The sequence below is a fragment of the Streptomyces bobili genome (assembly GCF_002154575.1).
In the GTDB taxonomy this organism is placed as follows: Bacteria; Actinomycetota; Actinomycetes; order Streptomycetales; family Streptomycetaceae; genus Streptomyces; species Streptomyces bobili.
The window spans coordinates 13,427-32,546 of record NZ_MUBA01000523.1 but is presented as its reverse complement, the minus strand read 5'-3'; the positions used below and the strand labels follow the sequence as shown (position 1 = coordinate 32,546).

Annotated in this window: 11 protein-coding genes and 1 pseudogene; 4 read left to right on the top strand and 8 right to left on the bottom strand. The window is 71.3% G+C overall.

What is annotated here, in order from left to right:
• From BZL64_RS32465 to BZL64_RS32455, 3 genes are all read right to left on the bottom strand, one after another.
• The coding region (locus BZL64_RS32465; protein ID WP_483025114.1) for an amino acid adenylation domain-containing protein at positions 1-3,878 on the bottom strand (3,878 nt) is incomplete at its 3' end.
• A 449-nt stretch (positions 3,879-4,327) separates the two neighbouring features.
• A complete protein-coding gene (locus BZL64_RS32460) occupies positions 4,328-5,560 on the bottom strand; it encodes a cytochrome P450 (protein WP_086772698.1) in 1,233 nt (410 codons plus the stop codon).
• Positions 5,561-5,803: 243 nt separating this feature from the next.
• Positions 5,804-6,940, bottom strand: coding sequence for a ParB/RepB/Spo0J family partition protein (locus BZL64_RS32455; RefSeq protein ID WP_244205632.1), 1,137 nt, complete (start codon positions 6,938-6,940; stop codon positions 5,804-5,806).
• A gap of 845 nt (positions 6,941-7,785) precedes the next feature.
• Here BZL64_RS32455 and BZL64_RS32445 point away from each other — a divergent pair.
• A pseudogene (locus BZL64_RS32445) lies at positions 7,786-8,058 on the top strand (helix-turn-helix domain-containing protein); the annotation flags it as partial.
• A 122-nt stretch (positions 8,059-8,180) separates the two neighbouring features.
• Here the strand turns inward: BZL64_RS32445 and BZL64_RS32440 are convergent.
• Positions 8,181-9,056 carry a LysR family transcriptional regulator gene (locus tag BZL64_RS32440; RefSeq protein WP_244205630.1) on the bottom strand — a complete coding sequence of 292 codons (876 nt, stop codon included), beginning with the start codon at positions 9,054-9,056 and terminating at the stop codon, positions 8,181-8,183.
• A gap of 68 nt (positions 9,057-9,124) precedes the next feature.
• Here BZL64_RS32440 and BZL64_RS32435 point away from each other — a divergent pair, with 68 nt between their 5' ends.
• Positions 9,125-10,024, top strand: coding sequence for an EamA family transporter (locus BZL64_RS32435; RefSeq protein ID WP_167396229.1), 900 nt, complete (start codon positions 9,125-9,127; stop codon positions 10,022-10,024).
• Positions 10,025-10,147: 123 nt separating this feature from the next.
• Here the strand turns inward: BZL64_RS32435 and BZL64_RS32430 are convergent, their stop codons facing one another.
• On the bottom strand, positions 10,148-12,031 hold the full coding sequence (locus BZL64_RS32430) for an ABC transporter ATP-binding protein (protein WP_086772695.1): 1,884 nt from the start codon (positions 12,029-12,031) through the stop codon (positions 10,148-10,150).
• 201 nt (positions 12,032-12,232) lie between these two features.
• On the opposite strand from BZL64_RS32430, the gene BZL64_RS32425 reads away from it, so the two are divergent.
• Positions 12,233-13,165: a lysylphosphatidylglycerol synthase transmembrane domain-containing protein gene (locus BZL64_RS32425; protein ID WP_167396230.1), complete on the top strand. Its 933-nt coding sequence runs from the start codon at positions 12,233-12,235 to the stop codon at positions 13,163-13,165.
• Positions 13,166-13,249: 84 nt separating this feature from the next.
• Positions 13,250-14,650: a hypothetical protein gene (locus tag BZL64_RS32420; RefSeq protein ID WP_086772694.1), complete on the top strand. Its 1,401-nt coding sequence runs from the start codon at positions 13,250-13,252 to the stop codon at positions 14,648-14,650.
• Here the strand turns inward: BZL64_RS32420 and BZL64_RS32415 are convergent, their stop codons facing one another.
• Genes BZL64_RS32415 through BZL64_RS32405 form a run of 3 tightly spaced genes read right to left on the bottom strand, consistent with a single transcriptional unit; the run spans position 14,651 to position 18,707 of the window.
• Complete coding sequence (locus BZL64_RS32415; RefSeq protein ID WP_086772693.1) at positions 14,651-15,886, bottom strand: NAD(P)/FAD-dependent oxidoreductase; 1,236 nt, start codon at positions 15,884-15,886, stop codon at positions 14,651-14,653.
• The gene (locus BZL64_RS32410; protein WP_086772692.1) at positions 15,883-17,271 is read right to left on the bottom strand and encodes an NAD(P)/FAD-dependent oxidoreductase; all 1,389 of its coding nucleotides are present in this window, start codon (positions 17,269-17,271) and stop codon (positions 15,883-15,885) included. Before BZL64_RS32410 ends, BZL64_RS32415 begins: the two co-directional genes overlap by 4 nt.
• On the bottom strand, positions 17,268-18,707 hold the full coding sequence (locus tag BZL64_RS32405) for an FGGY family carbohydrate kinase (RefSeq protein WP_086772691.1): 1,440 nt from the start codon (positions 18,705-18,707) through the stop codon (positions 17,268-17,270). Before BZL64_RS32405 ends, BZL64_RS32410 begins: the two co-directional genes overlap by 4 nt.
• Positions 18,708-19,120 lie beyond the last annotated feature (413 nt).

The following is a 19,120-nucleotide window of genomic DNA, read 5'->3' as shown; positions in this document are numbered from 1 at the left end:
CGCTCACGCGCCACCTCACGCAACCGCGCATGCACCCCAGCCGGCACCTCCAACCCAGCCTGGAATCCGCGGAATGAACGGACCGCCGGCCGCGGCCGGTCCGTCGGAAGCGTCAACTCCTCCGGAACCCCCGCCAACGCACCACGCCAGTACTCCACCTGACGCGCGAGGAGGCTCTCCGGGTCACCCTCATCGCCCAGCAACTCCCGCTGCCACAACGCATAATCCGCATACTGCACCGGCAACACATCCCACACCGGCGCCCGCCCCGCACACCGCGCCGCATAGGCGAAGAGCAGGTCACGCTTGAGAGGGGCGGACGACCAACCATCCCCAGCAATGTGATGCACCACCACCACAAGCACATGCTCATCCGGACCCACCCCGAACAACCATGCCCGCAGCGGAATCTCCGTCGCCAGATCGAAGGCATACTCCTGCGCCCGCGTCACCGCACCACCGAGCTCGTCCTCCCCGACCTCGGTGACAGCCAGCTCGAAGCCGCACGTCTCCACCGGCAGGATCTGCTGATACGGCTCCCCGTCCGCCACCGGAAACACCGTCCGCAGCACCTCATGCCGCCGCAGCACGTCCACCAACGCCGACTCCAGCGCCTGCCGGTCAAACCCACCCGACAACCGCACCGTCATCGGAATGTTGTAGGTCGCGCTCTGGCCCTCCAACTGGCCGATGAACCACAGTCGGCGCTGCGCATACGACAACGGCACCCGCTCCGGACGCACCCCCACCACCAACGCCGGACGCGCCTCACCCGCCTGACCCAACCGACCCGCCAACCCCGCCGGCGTCGGCACCTCGAACAGGGTCCGCAGCCCAACCTCCACACCCAGCACCGCACGCACCCGACTCACCAGACGCGTCGCCAGCAGCGAATGACCACCCAACGCGAAGAAGTCATCATCCACACCCACCCGGTCCACGCCCAGAACCTGCGCGAAGGCCTGGCACAGGATCTCCTCCTGCACCGTGGCCGGACCCCGACCCCCACCCGCGACATACACCGGCACCGGAAGCGCTCGACGGTCCAGCTTGCCGTTCACCGTCAGCGGCAGCTCATCCAGCACCACCACCGCCGACGGCACCATGTACTCCGGCAACCGTCCGGCCGCGAAATCACGCAATTCCGAACCCGTCACATCACCGACCACATACGCGACAAGCCGCTTGTCACCCGGGATGTCCTCCCGCACCACCACCGCCACCTGCTCGACCAGCGCATGCGCGCCCACCACCGCCTCGACCTCACCCGGCTCGATCCGGAAGCCACGGATCTTCACCTGCTCATCCGCACGCCCCGCGAACACCAGGCGACCCTCCGCCGTCCAGCGTGCGCGGTCCCCCGTCCGGTACATCCGCTCACCCACACCACCGAACGGACACGCCACGAACCGCTCACCCGTCAACCCCGGACGACCCACATACCCCCGCGCCAACTGCGCGCCCGCTATGTACAGTTCACCCGCCGCACCCACCGGCACCGGACGCAGCCACTCATCCAGGACGTAGATACGCGTATTGACGACCGGCGCCCCCATCGGCACCGCCGTTCCCGACCCGTCCACCGAACCGGTGGTCACCATCACGGTCGCCTCGGTCGGACCATACGTATTGATCAGTGACCGATCCCACGACCACGCATCAGCCTGGGCCACGCTGATGGGCTCCGCGCCCACCACGATCGTGGATACCTCCGGCAACTCCGCCGGGTCCAGCACTCCCAACAGTGACGGCACCACACTCGTCGCCGTCACACCGCTCCGCCGCACCATCTCCACCAGAAGAGACGTGTCCGACCGCTCCGCCGCCGACGCCACGACCAACGTGCCGCCCGAGGCCAGGGTCACCGCCATATCCAGCACGGACGCGTCAAAGCTGAACGACGCGAACTGGAGCACCCGAACGCCCGGTTCCGCACACAGCAGCGGACCCAGCGCCCCCACCAGGTTCACCAGCCCGCCATGAGTGGCCGCCACACCCTTCGGACGCCCCGTGGAACCCGACGTATAGATCACATACGCCAGCCCGGCTCCGTCCACCGCCACCTCGGGCGCCACGACCGCCGACTCCGCGAGCGCCGCCACGACACCCGGCTCGTCCAGATCGACCACCCGCACTCCGGGCACGGACAGCACCGCCAACGACCCACCACGACCCACCACGACCTCGGCCGCGCTGTCAGCCAGCATGAACTCCAGCCGCTCCGCGGGATGCTCCAGGTCCAGCGGGACATAGGCCGCCCCCGCCCGCCACACGCCCAGGACCGCCGCCACCATCTCCACGCCCCGCGGCAGGCACAGCCCGACCACCGACTCGGCACCCACGCCAAGAGCTCTCAACAGGTGCGCGAGCCGATTCGCCTGGGCATCCAGCTCCCCGTACGTCAGCTCCACGCCGTCGCACATCACTGCCGACGCACCCGGATCGACGGCCGCCCACGCCGCGATCCGCTCGGGCACCGAGCCCTCCGCCACCTCGGCAGCCGTGTCATTCCAGTGCTCCAGCACCAAGGACCGCTCGCCCGGACTCAGGATGTCCAGCGCACCCAGCCGTAGCTCCGGTGCCTGCACCGCCACCTCGACGACACGCAGCAGCCACGCCACCAACCGCTCGGCCGTCACCGCGTCGAACACGTCGGCCGCCACGACCAGTCGGCCGTTGAGGCCTGCCGGGGTGCCGTCCGCGTCGAACACCTCGGTAACCATGACGTCCAGGTCGAACCGGGTGCTGTGCGCCCCCGACAGCTCCTGGGTGCTGATCCCGTAGACGCTCAGACCTGGCAGGTCCAGCACCGCCTGCTCGTTGTTCTGGACCGTCAGCATCACCTGGAACAACGGGTGCCGCGCCGCGGACCGGGCCGGCGCCAGCTCCTCCACCAGCCGCTCGAACGGCACATCCTGATGCTCGAACGCCCGCAGACCGCGCTCCCGCACCTGATCCAACAACTCACCGAACGACGGATCACCCGACAGATCCGTACGCACCACCAACGTATTCACGAAACAGCCGACCAGATCATCCAGCGCCTCGTCCGTCCGCCCGGCGATCGCCGACCCGATCGGAATATCCGTCCCCGCACCCAACCGATGCAACGTCACCGCCAACGCCGCCTGCAACACCATGAACACCGTCACACCACGCTCACGCGCCACCTCACGCAACCGCGCATGCACCCCAGCCGGAACCTCCAACCGCACCGCATGCCCCTCATGCGACGCCACCACCGGACGAACCCGGTCATACGGCAACCCCAACTCCTGCGGCACCCCCGCCAACACACCACGCCAATACGCCACCTGACGCGACAGCACACTCTCCGGGTCGCTCTCATCGCCCAGCAACTCCCGCTGCCACAACGCATAATCCGCATACTGCACCGGCAACGCATCCCACACCGGCGCCCCACCCGCACACCGCGCCGCATATGCCAGCGAGACGTCCCGCGCCAGCGGCCCCATCGACCAGCCGTCACCCGCAATGTGATGCACCACCACCACAAGCACATGCTCATCCGGACCCACCCCGAACAGGCTCGCCCGCAGCGGAATCTCAGCACTCAGATCGAAGGCATACCGCGCCGCTTCCGCCACCGCACCGGCTAGCCCTTCCTCCCCGACCTCGGTGACAGCCAGCTCGAAGCCGCACTCCCCCACCGGCAGGATCTGCTGATACGGCTCCCCGTCCGCCACCGGAAACACCGTCCGCAGCACCTCATGCCGCCCCAGCACATCCACCAACGCCGCTTCCAACGCCCGCCGGTCCAGCCGGCCGGTCAGCCGCAACGACATCGGAATGTTGTACGTCGCGCTCGGGCCCTCCAGCTGGCCGATGAACCACAGCCGGCGCTGCGCATACGACAACGGGATCATCGGAGTTCCTCCTGTTTACAAAAACCGCGGCGGGGCTCACACCGCGTCTCAGATGGGGCGAACCGTGAGAGGCAACTTGTAATCGAGGCGAGTGGAATCCGAACTGGCAGGTCCGTCATCGAATGCACTTACTGTCCATGCGGCCAGTTCATTTCAACCACAGCCTCTGGCAGACCCAGTTCACTATGGGCCAGGCCGCATGCCCAATCAATCCTGGCGATCATCGCCCTACATGTTCAACTGCGCTCCGGCAGCAGTTGAACATGGCAGTGCGGGCCTCTGAGACATGCCTGGCCGTAGGGCGTGATCCGATGAATTCGGAATCACACTCCGACAGCACACACAGTCTCGAGGCCCGCGTCTGTACGGTCAACAGTGGATCTTCGAACAGGCGGCGGTGTGGGTGGACGGCTTGTTCGCCTTCACCGCCGCTCGCGGGCTTATCCAGTCGTCACCCGCGGGCGCGCGTCCTGGCCGGCGGTCAGCCGGACCGGAAGGGCCTCGGGGCCGTTGACGACGATCGAGGTCAGGCGGGTCGGTGTGCCCGCGAGTTCGATCTGGATGTCACGGCGCAACAATTCGTGGTACAGAATTCGCAATTCGGCGCGGGCCAGCACGCTTCCCAGACAGAAATGCTCACCGAAGCCCAGGGCCAGATGCCGGTTCGGCTTGCGGCGGATGTCGAACTCGTCGGGACGGTCGAAGACGCTCTCGTCGCGATTCGCGGACGGCAGCCACAGCGTGACGCGGTCGCCTGCGGCCACCTGGTTCCCGTGGATCTCTGTGGGGCGCAGTGCGGTGCGCATGATGTGCGTCGCTGTGGACGTCCAGCGGAGCACCTCCTCCACCGCCGAGGGCAGCAGCTCCGGCTCCTTCGCCAGCGCGTCCCACTGGTCCCGGTGCTCCAGGAATGCCAGCATGCCGCCGGCTGCCGCGATCCGCGTGTTCTCCGTGCCGCCGACCAGCAGGTTGTCGCAGTTGAGCAGGATTTCGTCCGGGGTCAGCCGCACCCCGTCGATTTCGGACGTAGCCAGAATGCTCACCAGGTCGTCGCCTGGATTCGCCGCCTTGGCCGCCTGCAGTTCCTCGAAGTAGCTCATGATGTCCAGATGGGCGAACCTCTGGGTCAGCGGATCGCTGGCGCCGAACGCCTGGCTGGTGAGCATGAACAGGTGGTCCCAGTCGGAGCTGGGCACGCCCATCATGCGGCAGATCACGTACAGCGGCACACGGGCGGCGACGTCTGTCACGAAGTCGCACGTCCCCGACTCCAGTGCCTCGTCCACGACCCGACGGGTGACCTCCGTCATCTCCGGTTCGAATCCCCGCACTGATCGGAGCGCGAACCACTCGTCGACCAGCCCTCTGAGCTGCCGGTGCCGTGGTGCGTCGGTCAACGCCAGCGTGCGCCCGCCGCCCGGGTCCTCCCCGTGGTCGGCCGGCCGCAGCAGAATTCCCTTCGCGGAACTGAAGGTCGCCGCATCGCGGTATACCGTCCGTATGTCTTCGTATCGGGTGAGCGCCCAGAAGCCGGGGAGTTCGGCGGGTGGATGCCAGTAGACCGGCGCATTCGCACGCAGCCAGCGCCACTGCTCGAAGGGATCGCCGTCCGCATACAGCTCGGGATCCACCAGATTGATCCGGGGTGCCTTCTGAGACGAATCAACCTGCATGCGGGCACCTCTCCAAATGCGCTCGAGTTCGAGAAACCGGGAATCAACTGAAACGGCGGCTGGCCGCAGGAAAAATACGCTGACACGCTGGGCGCTGGAAGGTCAAGGTCGCCGCATTCCGGAACCGCGACACAGGAAGAAAGGGGAACGAACACGGCACCCTCGAAGGTCACTCGTGCCGTGTTCGTTCCCTGCCGTAGCGAATTCCATGGCCTAGGCCCTAGACGTCGACGAAGTGGCTCCTCATTGTGGAGCGTCACCGACGATACGGCTGTCCAGTTCGCTGGCGAATTCCGTCCAGGTCTCCGCGTATTGCCTGGCAAGGTCGACGATGATCCCACCGCAGTGCGACGGAACGGCAGCAGCCAATCTCGCCCAGCGCTGTTCGACCATGGCGTTCTGCTGCAGAACCCTGAGAAGGTGCCGCCCTTCCTCTTTGTGCCGCAGCGACGGATCACGCAGCAGCCGCTCCACCAGGGATGCGGGATCCGGTTGGATGTGCCGCACCTTCCGTCCGGCACTCTGCTCGGTCAACTGCTGCGGAAGCGCTGCGCCAGACTCTTCAGCCTCGTCCTTGGACGCTTGGGATCTTCGCTCGGGCAACGGGGACTCGCCGGACAGCAGCCGCTTCTTGACATCGCTCACCGTCGCCGGCGAGATACCGGCACGCCTCGCCACCTCGCGCAGCGACGCCTGCGGATTCTCCGCAACCAGTTCGGCGGCGCGCTTCCTGCCTTCCTCGCTGTTCAGCGGGCGTACCTTGCCGTCCCTGCCGACACGCGCCCGCACCGACGGAGTGTCGAGCGCTCTGCGTCTGACCGCGGCGACGGCCTTCGCACCCAGACCCGCGACCCGTGCTATCGCGCGGTCCGACATCTCGGGGTGGGACGAGATGATCCGTGCGGCCGCGACCCGCCGATCTTCTCTGGACAGCGGAAGACCGTGCGTCACATTCGCCTGCACCGCCCGCAGGAACGCTTCGTCGGCAGTGCCGTCGAACAACTCGGCATCGATCGTCTCATCGCCCTTCAGGAAGGCAGCCATGAGCCGATGAAGCCCGTCGATCACCCTCATGCTCCCCCGGTGGACAAGGATGGGAGGGAGTTTGGTGTCCAGCTCCACCAGCCGGGTCACGTGATCCGCGTCATGGCCTCCGAGGCGAGGGGAATCGCCGGGAAGCAGTAAGGAAATGGGAACCGATATGATGACTCGCTCACTACTCGCGGCAGTTGATGCCGATTCGGTCAGGTCGGCGCTCCCACCTTTCAGTTTGGATTCCAGAAGATCGATCGTGTCGTACCGACTCATGCTTACTCCCCCGCCGGAATTGACGATAAGCATCACTTGCTGCGAAATGCTTCCCAGGTGGAACAACTGCACCCGTCACTGCGTACGGGCGTACACGAATTAGCAATCTGGGCATTCGAGCGGAACGCGAAACAGGATTACAGTGGCCCCACTCCCACTGGGCGACATACGCCCCATAGCAATCGAATGCGACAAAATCGAGCACCAGACGCACCGCGCACCGCGCACGCGGTCGCCACACAGGCCGGCGACCCGTCTCCCGTGGCAGCGTTGCTCCGCGAGTCCGCGGAGTCTTCCAACTCCCGTTCGAACACGTTCACATGGTCCGTCGTCCGCGCGGATCTGTCGAGGGTTGGCGTCGCTCCCGCCGCTTCGGGTCCGTGCCGGGATATCGCGCTTACCGGACGATTAATCCCCAATCTCGCAATCTGCTCCATAGCAGGAACGCTTCGCCCGCAACCGCCACAGGGGCGCATCCCCGTTGTCCCGCACGGGCGTTGGCGTTCAACTGCGGCACGGGAGCAGTTGAACGCCATCCAGCGACAACTCCCGAACGAGAGGTATGAATGCCGTAACCACCATGCAGCCGGGGCCCGTCACCGGAGTTCGGTAATCAATGCGGCCCGCACCACCGCGACCAAGGCCAAGAACTCTCGTGGCGTGAACACCTGCAGCGAGAAGGGGTGCACCTGCGAAAATGCGGTTGCTTTCCCGCATTGATACCTGCTACTGGATATACTGTCTGCCCCCGCCAAGGGGCCTGGACGACGACCCCGAGGGTCCGCAGACTGTCGGAAAGGAAGGGCCGGACTCGCGCCCCTACGTCTCCGGGCGCGTGCGTCGGGGCAGCCGCTGGGCGACCCGGTCGTAGGAATCCTCGACCGCGTCGGTGACCAGCCGCTCGGTGATGCCGGGGCCAAGCCGCGGACCACGCCGAGCTGCTCGGCTGCTCGGTCCGCACCCTCAGCCGCGCCGCCCGAGACGCCACCGGCAAGGGAGTACGTGACCTCATCGACGAGCGGCGCCTCCTCGAAGCCCGGCGCCTGCTGGGCGCTGCCCGGTGGGACGCCCGGACGGTGGCCGTCCACCTCGGCTTCACCGATCCCGCGAACTTCGGCCGCTTCTTCCGCGACCGAACCGGCCTCACCCCGTCCGCCTTCGCGGCCCGCGCCACCACGACCCACCCCTGACGGCGGCCGGGAACTACGGGGAACCGACCGCGCACTCTCGCGGCATGCCGCCCGTCATCGTGGCCACCTGCTGTCCCGACCCCAGCCCGCCGGCCTCGCCGACCACGCCGACGCCCGTGTGCTCAGTCCTTGCGGTACAGGGCTGTCAGGAGTTCGATCGCCGGCTGGGTCGACGGGTGGGGGTCGTCGCGCCACCAGGTGAGACGGACGGCTACCGGTTCGGCATCGCGGACCGGGCGGTAGACGACTCCGGGGCGGGGGTACTGGTGGGCGGTGGACTCCGCGGTCATGCCGGCGCAGCGGCCGCTGGAGATCACGGTGAGCCAGTCGTCGACGTCGTGGGTCTCCTCGGTGGCGGGGCGGGAGTCCGGCGGCCACAGGTCGGTCGTCGTCGTTCCGGTGCGGCGGTCGATGAGGAAGGTGCGTCCGCCGAGGTCGGCGAGCCGGACCGAGCGGCGTCCGGCGAGGGGGTCGTCGGCGGCCAGGGCGCACAGTCGCCGTTCCAGGCCGATGATCGCGCAGTCGAAGCGCCGGTCCTCCAGTGGTCTGCGCAGGACCGCGAGATCGCAGGCGCCCTCGGCCAGGCCTGCGGTGGCGGAATTGACCCGGACCAGGTGCAGGTCCGTTTCGGGGTGGGACTGGGACCAGCGGCGCTGGAAGGCGGAGGTGTGGCGGCCGAGCGCTGACCACGCGTAGCCGATGCGCAGGCTGCTGTGGCCCGAGGCCGCCGTGCGGACCAGGTCGTCCACCTCCGCGAGCACCCGGCGGGCCTGGGTCAGCACGCGCAGGCCGGTCGCGGTCGGTGCCACCTGGCGGGAGGTTCGCCGCAACAGCCGTACACCCAGGGCTCGTTCGAGGGAGGCCAGGGTGCGGGAGACGGCCGCCTGGGAGACGCCGAGGGCGATGGCGGCGTCGGTGAAACTGCCCTCGTCGACGATCGCCACCAGGCAGCGCAGCTGCCGTAGCTCCACACCCTCACGTCTCACGTCCGCATCCATTACCTCAGCGTATAGATGAGAGCAGCTACGCATTTTGGGCATGCGTGCGGCCCGGTCACCATCTGCCCATGACAGTGGAATCCGTACCGGGTGACGTATCCGCCGGTTCTCGGCCCAGCACGCGACGGCCCAGCGCGCGACGGCTCGGCGGTGTGGTGACGATGGCGGGCAGCGGGCTGTCGAACCAGGTCGGGGCCGCCGTGGGGTCCCTGGCCTTTCCGGTGCTGGGGCCGGTCGGGGTGGTCGCGGTGCGTCAGTATGTCGCCGCGATCGTGCTGCTGGCCGTCGGCCGGCCGCGTCCGCTGAGCTTCACCTGGGGGCAGTGGTGGCCGGTGCTGCTGCTGGCAGGGGTGTTCGGGACGATGAACCTGTCCCTGTACAGCGCCATCGACCGCATCGGGCTCGGGCTCGCGGTGACGCTGGAGTTCCTCGGTCCGCTCACCGTCGCCCTGGCCGCGACCCGCAACCGCGTGGACGCCGGCTGTGCCGTGATCGCCGCGGCGGGTGTCGTCACGCTGATGCGGCCACGGCCCTCCGCCGACTACGTGGGGATGGGCCTGGCGCTGCTCGCAGCCGCCTGCTGGGCGTCGTACATCCTGCTCAACCGCGCCGTCGGCCGCCGGCTCCCCGGCGCGCAGGGGGCCGCGACGGCCGCCGGGGTGTCCGCCCTGATGTTCCTGCCGGTCGGCCTGGTCGTCGTCGCCCGGCATCCGCCGACGCTCGCGGCCGTCGGCTGCGCGGTGGCCGCCGGGGTGCTCTCCTCCGCCGTGCCGTATCTGGCCGACCTGTTCACGCTGCGCCGGGTGCCGGCCCAGGCGTTCGGTCTGTTCATGAGCGTCAACCCCGTACTCGCCGCCCTCGTCGGCCTGATCGGGCTCGGGCAGGGCCTGGCGTGGACGGAGTGGGCGGGAATCGGCGCCGTGGTCGCCGCGAACGGGCTGAGCATGACGCCCCGGCGCGGCGCCTGACTGCTCCCTCCGCCAGGCCGAGCAATTGGCAGATTCGGGACAGAGNNCTCTGTCCCGAATCTGCCAATCGGCGTCCGCGGACCCGCAGGCCCGCCGATCGGACCCGCCCGGAGCGGTCCCCGGTCACGCCGGCGTCGGCACCTGTGTCCCCGGCTTCTCGAACTGGGTGCGGTACAGCTCCGCGTAGCGGCCGTCCGCCGCCAGCAGCCCCTCGTGCGTGCCGCGTTCCACGATCCGGCCGGCCTCCACGACGAGGATCAGGTCGGCGGCCCGCACGGTGGACAGGCGGTGCGCGATGACGACGGCGGTACGGCCCTGGAGTGCCTCGGTGAGGGCCTCCTGGACGGCTGCCTCGGAGGTGTTGTCGAGGTGGGCGGTGGCCTCGTCGAGGATGACGACGCGCTGGCGGGCCAGCAGCAGGCGGGCGATGGTCATGCGCTGGCGTTCGCCGCCGGACAGGCGGTAGCCGCGTTCGCCGACCACCGTGTCGAGGCCGTCGGGCAGGGAGCGGACCAGGTCGTCGAGGCGGGAGCGGCGCAGGGCGTCCCAGAGTTCGTCCTCGCTCGCCTCGGGACGGGCGAGGAGGAGGTTGGCGCGGACGGTGTCGTGGAAGAGGTGGCCGTCCTGGGTGACCATGCCGAGCGTCGCCCGCAGGGAAGGGGCGCTCAGGTCGCGGACGTCGACCCCGCCGATACGGACGGCGCCCTCGTCGACGTCGTAGAGGCGGGGCAGGAGTTGGGCGATGGTCGACTTGCCGGCGCCGGAGGAGCCGACGAGGGCGACGGTCTGGCCGGGTTCGGCGCGGAAGGAGACGCCGTGCAGGACCTCCGCGCCGTCGCGGGTGTCGAGGGTGGCGACCTCCTCCAGGGAGGCGAGGGAGACCTTGTCGGCGGACGGGTAGCCGAAGCGGACGTCGTCGAACTCGACGGAGACCGGGCCCTCGGGCACCTCGCGGGCGTCGGGCCTGTCCTCGATGAGCGGCTTGAGGTCGAGCACCTCGAAGACGCGCTCGAAGCTGACCAGCGCGCTCATCACCTCGACGCGTGCTCCGGCGAGCGCGGTGAGGGGGGCGTAGAGGCGGGTCAGGAGCAGGGCGAGGGCGACGACGGCGCCCGGGTCGAGGGTGCCGCCCAGGGCGAGCCGGCCACCGAGGCCGTAGACGAGGGCGAGGGCGAGGGCCGAGACCAGGGTGAGGGCGGTGATGAAGACCGACTGGGCGGTGGCGGTGCGCACGCCGATGTCGCGGACCTGGGCGGCGCGCGCGGCGAACTCGGCGGACTCCTGCTCGGGGCGGCCGAAGAGCTTGACGAGGGTGGCGCCGGGTGCGGAGAAGCGTTCCGTCATGCGGGTGCCCATGACCGCGTTCAGGGTGGCGGCCTCGCGCTGCATCTCGGCCATCCGGCGGCCCATGCGGCGGGCGGGCACGACGAACACGGGCAGCAGGACGAGGGCGAGCAGGGTGATCTGCCAGGACAGGGTGAGCATGACGGCGAGGGTGAGGACCAGCGTGACCAGGTTGCTGACGACGCCGGAGAGAGTGTTGCTGAAGGCGCGCTGGGCGCCGATCACGTCGTTGTTGAGGCGGGAGACGAGCGCGCCGGTGCGGGTGCGGGTGAAGAACGCGACCGGCATCCGCTGTACGTGGTCGAACACCGTCGTGCGCAGGTCGAGGATGAGCCCCTCCCCCAGCGTCGCCGAGAGTCTGCGGCCCAGGATGCCGAACACCGCCTCCAGTACGGCGATCAGCGCGATGAGCAGCGCCAGCCGGACCACGGTCCGGGACTCGCCGTCCGCCGACACGATGGTGTTGACGACCTTGCCCGCGAGGACGGGGGTGGCCACCGCGAACAGCGCGGTCACCACGCCGATCAGGACGAAGGCGGCGATACGGCGGCGGTGCGGGCGGGCGAAGGCGCCGATGCGGCGCAGCGTCGCGCGGTGGAAGGGGCGGCGTTCGTGCCGGGCGTTCATGACGCTGTACAGCTGCGTCCAGGCCGTGGTCTCCATGCTCATGCAGAGGACGGTAGGACCTCGACCAAGGTTGAGGTCAACATGACGATGTGCGCTTCCCGGCCACCGTCCACGCTTCGGCCATCCGGCGTTGGCGTGAGCGGGAGAAGCTCTCCAGGTGTGACAGCCGTTCACTTTCCCCGAGGTCCTCTTCCCCCAGGACCGCCCTCTCAGGGCCCTTTCCCCAGGGCCCGGCTCCTGCGGAGCCTTCCGGTCCGCCGGGTGCTGTGCCTGCTGCCGCTCGTCCTCGTGGGCGTCGTCGCGGTCCGCAATTGGCCGGTTCTCGCGGAAGGCTTCGGGCAGCTGCGGACCGCTCGGTGGCCGTGGCTGGTGGCCGCTGCCGGGGCGACCTGTCTGACCTGGGTCGCGGCCGCCGTCACCCGGCAGGGGGCGGTCGTCGAACGGCTGCCCCGGCTGCGGCTGCTCGCCACCCAGTTCGCGGCGGGCGCCGCCAACCACCTGCTGCCGACCGGTCTCGGCGCGAGCGCCGTGAACCTGCGGTTCATGACCGTGTGCGGGGTGCCGCCGGCCCGCTCCTCGGCGGCCCTCGCGCTGTACCTCCTCGCGGAGAGCATCGCGCGGGTGGGTCTGCTGGCCGCGCTGCTGGCGGCCTTCCCCGGCCCGCTGCGGCTCGGTCCGCTGCTGCCCGAGGGCGCGTTCGGCCCGCTCCTCGCCGCGCTCGGCGGGGCCACGGTGCTGGCGGTCGCCGTGCTGCTGTGCGTACGGCGGCTGCGCGCGGCCGTGACGGCGTTCCTGCGCACCGCGCTCGGGGAGGCCCGGTCGGTGCACACCCGGCCCGCACGGGCCCTGGCCCTGTGGGGCGGCTCCCTCGCCTTCCCGGCGCTCCAGGCGGCGGGACTGGCCGCGGTCGCCCGGCGTCTGGGCCTGACGGTGCCGACGGGGCACGTGGTGATCGCCTACCTCGCGGCCACCGTCGCGGTCGCGCTGGTGCCGACGCCGGGCGGCATCGGCTCGGTGGAGGCGGCGCTGACCGTGGCTTTGGTGGCGGCGGGCGGTCCGGTGGCGGTAGCCACGGCGGTCGTCCTCGCCTACCGTGTGATCACCGTCTGGCTCCCGATGCTGCCGGGGGCGGTGACGCCGGGCGTGCTGGTGCGGTGGAAGGTGATCTGAGGGACGGCACCTGCACGCCGTCCTGCCTGCTCCTTCAGGCACACTGTCCCCTCGGTCCGACGACGACGGGGGAACCAGATCACCATGGCGGCACTTGACGCGGTACCCGGTCTGGCCGCCAACCCGGCCGCTCCCGCCTCCGTCCTCCTGCGGCTGCTGAAGTTCGATCACGAGTGGTCCACGGTGGCCCGGCTGACGTATCGGGCGTCGGTGCCCGACGAGGTGGCGGAGGCTCTGCTGGCGCATCCCGACCGGCGGGTGCGGGGCGCGCTGGCGGAGAGCGCGGGCGCCGATCCCGCGCTGCGGGCCCGTCTCCTGGACGGTCCGGCCTCGGACGCGATCCTCGTCGCCTGCGGCCCGCACCCGTACGGCACGACCGCGCCGCCGCTCCCCGACGCGGCCTACGAGCGGCTGTTGGCCCACGACAACGCCAACGTCCGGTACGAGACGGCGAACGCGCCCTCCACGCCCGCCCATGTCCTGCTGCCGCTCGCCACCCACGAGGACCCGTTCTTCCGCCGCGCGGCCTGCCGCAGGATCTGGGATGAGCTGGCGCCGCAGGTGCGTGGGGCCCTGCTCGACGATCCGGACCCCGAGGTGCGTACGGCGGCGGCGCTGCAGGTCATGGCGGACGACGAGGAGCGCACCGCCTGGCTGGTCGAGACGCGCGCCGACCACCTCTGGCTGTGGGACGTCCTCGCGCACGGCCGGCTGGAGTGCGGCCTCGCCGAACGCCTGCTCGCCGAGTTCCTGGACACCGACACCACGCGACTCGCCCGGCTCGTGGGCAACCCCACGTTCCCCGCCGACCTCGCGGCCACGCTGGCCGGGCACGAGGATCCGGCCGTACGCCTCGCGGTGTCCGCCCGTGCCGAACTCACGGAGGAACAACGCGCGGCGATCGACTGGAAGGTGACGGAGGAGGACCGGCTGGAGCCACTGGTGTGGGTGTGGCGGGGCCGTGCGGACGGGGAGTTGCTGCGCCGGTGCGCCCGGTCGGCCCACACCTGGCTGCGCCGCAGTGCCGCGGTGTGCGCCGAGTTGCCGGACGACTGCGTCGGACTCCTCGCGGACGACGAGGACTTCGCCGTACGGCTGCTGCTGGCCGAGCGGCATCCGAAGGCGCCGCCGGAGCTGCTGCTCGACCTGTACCTGCACGGGACGCACCGGGCCGTCGGCGTACTGGTCTCGCGGCCCGGGTTCCCCTCGGCCGGGCTCGCGGAGCGGTTCGCCGACGCGGCCGATCCGCAGGCGCGCGCCCTCGCGCTGCGCGACCCCGCCGCGACGCCAGAGCTGGTGGAGCGGCTGAGTCGGGACCCGGACGGGTTCGTCCGCCTGATGGCGGCATCGGACCGCAGGCTGGCGGTGCGGCGGGTCGTCGAGCTGCTGGACGACCCCGAGGTGGGGTTCGCCGCCGCCGCCAACCCGCTGCTGCCGGTCGCCGAGATGACGGCCCTGCTGGACCGGGCGGGCGTCCCCGGCTGATCAGCTCACCGTGACCGACACCGACACCGACACCGACACCGGCCCCGCGCCGGGGTCGACCCGGTGGGTCCAGCCGGCCGGCAGCCGCAGGGTGCGGTTCGGCAGCGCGGTGCGCAGCCGCTCGCGGTGCAGGACCCGGCCGTTCTGGGTGACGTACAGGACAGGGCGGGCCAGTTCCGTCGCCGTGCGCAGGACGTACGGGAGCCGGTCGGACGGGGTGACGCGGTTCGGGGCGATCCAGCGCAGGGGCGCGGCCACCGCCAGGGGGACGCCGGGCGGGAGTCGGGCGCCCCCGAGGTGGGCCAGGACGGCGCCGGCCGCGTGGACGCCGTCGCGGGTCGCGGTCGCCGCGCTCTCCGCGGGGTGCGCCAGACTGCCGGCCGCGAAGACGCCCGGACGGGAGGTGCGCAGCGCGCCGTCGACGGCGGGGCCTCGGGTGCCGGGGTCGAGCAGCAGGCGGGCGCGGCGGGCCAGTTCGTGGTCGGGGACGAAGTCGCCGGTGAACACGACGGTGTCGCAGGGCAGTACGGCAGTGCGGCCGTCCCGGTGCCGGACGCGTACGCCCGACAGGCGTCCGTGGCCGAGGAGTTCGGTGACCGTGGTACCGGTGAGGAGTGGAACGCCGTGGCGCAGCCGGTGGTCGGCGGCGCGTGCGGGAGCGGTCTGCGCGCGGGTGTGCTCCGTGAGCATCGCGACGACGGTGGCGCCCGCGGCCCGTACGGTGTCGGCCGCCGTGTAGGAGACGTCCTCGGCGCCGACGACCACCGCCCGCGTGCCGATGTGCTGCCCGTGGAGGTGGACGGCCCGCTGGAGTTCGCCCGTGGTGTGGACCCCCGCCGGGCGGGTGCCGGGCACCAGGCGGGCCGCGCGGGGGCGTTCACGGGCGCCGGTGGCGAGGACGACCGCGCGGGCGGCGACCGTCTCGGGGCCGTCGGGGCTCAGGGTGTGCAGGGACAGGGGGCCGGCCCAGTCGAGGGCGGTGACGCCGGTGCGGACGGTGGCGCCGGCCTGCCCTGCCGCGGTGACCAGGAGGCGGGCGTACGCCGGGCCGGTCAGGGGGTGCAGGAAGGTGCCGTAGCCGCCGTGCGCGCAGTGGCGGGGTACTCCGCCGGCTGCCGCTTCCCGCTCCAGGACCTCGACCCGGCCGACGCCTGCCGCGGCGAGGCGGGCGGCTGCCGCGAGCCCGGCGGGGCCCGCGCCGACGATGAGGACGTCGACCTCGCGTGCGGTCGTCACGCCCGCGTCGTCTCTTCCAGCAGGGCCCGCACGGCGGGCCCGCAGTACGTGCCCTGGCAGCGGCCCGCGCGGGCGCGGGTGCGGCGGCGCAGGCCGTCGAGGGTGCGGGGCGGGATCGGGCCGGCGAGCGCGTCGCGGAGGTCGCCGCGGGAGACGTGCTCGCAGTGGCAGACGAGGGTGCCGTACTCGGGATCCGCGGCGATGCGGTCGGCGCTGGGGCGGGGGTCGCGCATCCGCACCGGTTCCAGGGCGCGGGCGGGGCCGAGGTCGAGGCCGGTCTCGTCCGCCAGCAGGCCGGTGACGTGGGCGGCGATGGCGAGGGACGCGGTGAGGCCGGTGGAGCGGATGCCGCCGACGGTGACGGATCCGTCCCGTGGGTGGGCGGTGATGCGGTAGTCCTCGTGCTCGGTGGCGGCGCGCAGGCCGGCGTAGACGGCGGTGACCTCCTCGTCGAGGAGGGCGGGCAGGATGCGGGCGCCCTGGGCACGCAGGGCGGTGAGGCCCTCCGCGGTGGATTGGGTGGCCCGTCTGTCGTCGAGGTCCTCGGCGGTGGGGCCGAGGAGGACGTTGCCGTACACGGTGGGGGCGACGAGGACGCCCTTGCCGAGGGCGGTGGGGACGGGCAGCAGGATGTGGCGGACGAGGTCGCGGGCGAGGGTGTCGAAGACGATGAGCTGGCCGCGGCGCGGGGTGACGGTGAAGTCGTGGTGGCCGAGGCGCCGGTCGAGGGTGTCGGCGTGCAGTCCGGCCGCGTTGACGAGGCGACGGGCGCGCAGGGTGCCCCGGCCGGTGCCGAGCGTGTGCGTGTCGCCGCGCCGACTCACCTGCTCTACACGGGAGTTGAGGTGGAGGTCGACTCCGTGCTGGACCGCCTGGGTGGCGTACGCCAGCGGAGTGGTCCACGGGCAGATGACGCTCTCGCCGGGCACGTGCAGGGCGCCGAGCGCGCCGGGCCCCAAGTGCGGTTCGCGCTCGTGGAGTTCGGCGGGGCCGAGGAGGCTGGCGTCCCGGTACTCGTTGCGTTCGGCCTTCTCCGCGAGGCGGGGCAGGGCGGCGAGCTGTTCCTCGTCCCAGGCCACGAGGAGGGCGCCGACCGGGTCGAGGGGGATGCCTGACTCGGCGGCGTACGCGGTGAGCAGGCGGGCGCCCTCGCGGACGAGCCGCGCCTCCAGGGAGCCGGGCACCGCGTCGAAACCGGTGTGCAGGATCGCGGTGTTGGCCTTCGAGGTGCCCTGGCCGATGTCGTCCTGTGCCTCGACGAGGGCGACCCTCAGGCGGGGGCGGCGGGCCAGTGCGCGGGCGATGGCGCAGCCGACGACACCGGCGCCCACGATCACCACGTCGTACGGTTCCGCCGGCAGCGGGCCACGGGCGGTCACCGTCATGCCGGGGCGCCGTCCAGCAGGGCGGTCACGGCGGCGCGGAAGCGGCCCAGGCGGTCCGCCGCCTCGTCGGCCGAGACGCGGGGCTCGTACACTGCCGACGGCTTGCCCTCGGGGAGCGCTTCGGCCAACGTCGTGCCCGGAGCGGCGCCGAGGCGGGCCAGGGCGCCCACGCCGAGGGCCGTGGCGTCGGGCAGAGCGGACACCTCGACCGGGCGTTGCAGCAGGTCGGCCTGGGTCTGCATGAGGAGGGCGGAGCGCGTCAGGCCGCCGTCGACGCGCAGCAGCGTCACGGGGGTGCCGAGGTCGGCCGCCGCTGCCTCGGCCAGCTCCACCACCTGTGCGGCCAGGCCCTCGCACAGGGCGCGCACCAGGTGGCCGGGGGTGGTGTCCAGGCCGAGTCCGGTGAGGGAGCCGCGCAGGTCGCCGCGCCACCAGGGGGCGGCGAGTCCCGCGAGGGCCGGGACGAAGGTGACGCCACCGCTGTCGGGGACGGCCGCGCCGACGGGGTCGAGGTCGGCGGCGCCCGTGATGACGCCGAGGTCGGCGAGCCAGCGTACGGCGGAGGCGGCCGTGTACACCTGTCCGTCGAGGCAGTACTCGGCGCGTCCGGCGAGCCGCCAGGCGACGCAGCTGACCAGCCCTGAGGTGGCGCGCCGGGGGGTGGTGCCGGTCGGGGCGAGGAGGAACGCGCCTGTTCCGTAGGTGCACTTGGCGGTGCCGGGTGCGGTGACGCGCTGGGCGAGCAGGGCGGCCTGCTGGTCGACGGCGAGGCCGGTGAGCGGGATGTCGTACCCGAAGACGCCTGTCGTTCCCACCGGTCGGGCGTTGTCGACGATCTCGGGGAGCCGCTCCCCCGACAGGCCGTACAGGTCGAGGGCGCGCGGTGACCAGGTGACCTTGTCGAGGTCGAGGAGCTGGGTGCGGCCCGCGGTCGCCGCGTCGGTGACGTAGGCGCCGGTGAGGCGGTGGGTGAGCCAGGCGTCGCTGGTGGTGACGACTCCCTCGGCGGTGAGGTGACGGCGGATCCAGGCCATTTTGGGGGCCGCGAAGTAGGGGTCGACGGGCAGGCCGGTCAGTTCGCGCAACTCGTCCGCGTGCGGGGCGAGTTCGTGGCAGACGGTGTCGGCACGGCGGTCCTGCCAGACGAGGGCGTCGGTGAGCGGCCGGCCGGTCGCCGGGTCCCAGGCGAGGACGGTCTCGCCCTGGTTGGCGAGGCCCATCGCGACGACGGGTTCGCCGGCTTCGGCGAGCGCGCGCCGGCCGGCGTCCAGCACCGAGGCGTACAGCTCGGCCGGGTCGGCCTCGACGAGGCCGCCGGGCAGGGGGCGGGGGCGTACGGCCGCGAAACCGGTGCCCAGGACGCCGCGTTCGGGGCAGATCACCAGGGCCTTGGTGCCGGACGTGCCCTGGTCGACGGCCAGTACCGGACCCGTCATCACGTTCCTCCCTAGGTGATCGGCGGGCTAGGCTCTTTCGTTTGGATCAGGCCGGATCAGGTAGCGGCGTCTGGTGCTGGGGGCACCTCCCACGCCTTTCGGGCAGTGGGGGAGCATCGCAAGGCGGAGGAGGGAGTCAGGGGCGGAGCCCGTGGGGGCCCCTCCCGCTCGAGCGAAGCCGAGAGTGGGGAGACCGACGACGACGTGGCGAGGTGCGGTGCCAGACCCCGCGAGCCCGGCGTGATCCAAACGAGAGACGCTCAGCCTGCCGTCGGACGGGCCGCTCCGTCAAGAGGCCCCCACCTGCACCGATCCAGCCACCCGGACACCGGCCGATCACCAGTCAATTGCAGTATTGACAAGCCCTGTCGCATCGATCCGAAAGCATGCGCGACGGGCTGCGGCCCGCCCTA

Excerpts from the sequence above, each read along its gene's own strand:
- BZL64_RS32460 (WP_086772698.1), bottom strand. The coding sequence starts at position 5,560 with ATGCAGGTTGATTCGTCTCAGAAGGCACCCCGGATCAATCTGGTGGAT.
- BZL64_RS32440 (WP_244205630.1), bottom strand. The coding sequence starts at position 9,056 with ATGGATGCGGACGTGAGACGTGAGGGTGTGGAGCTACGGCAGCTGCGC.
- BZL64_RS32435 (WP_167396229.1), top strand. The coding sequence starts at position 9,125 with ATGACAGTGGAATCCGTACCGGGTGACGTATCCGCCGGTTCTCGGCCC.
- BZL64_RS32430 (WP_086772695.1), bottom strand. The coding sequence starts at position 12,031 with ATGGAGACCACGGCCTGGACGCAGCTGTACAGCGTCATGAACGCCCGG.
- BZL64_RS32420 (WP_086772694.1), top strand. The coding sequence starts at position 13,250 with ATGGCGGCACTTGACGCGGTACCCGGTCTGGCCGCCAACCCGGCCGCT.
- BZL64_RS32410 (WP_086772692.1), bottom strand. The coding sequence starts at position 17,271 with ATGACGGTGACCGCCCGTGGCCCGCTGCCGGCGGAACCGTACGACGTG.
- BZL64_RS32405 (WP_086772691.1), bottom strand. The coding sequence starts at position 18,707 with ATGACGGGTCCGGTACTGGCCGTCGACCAGGGCACGTCCGGCACCAAG.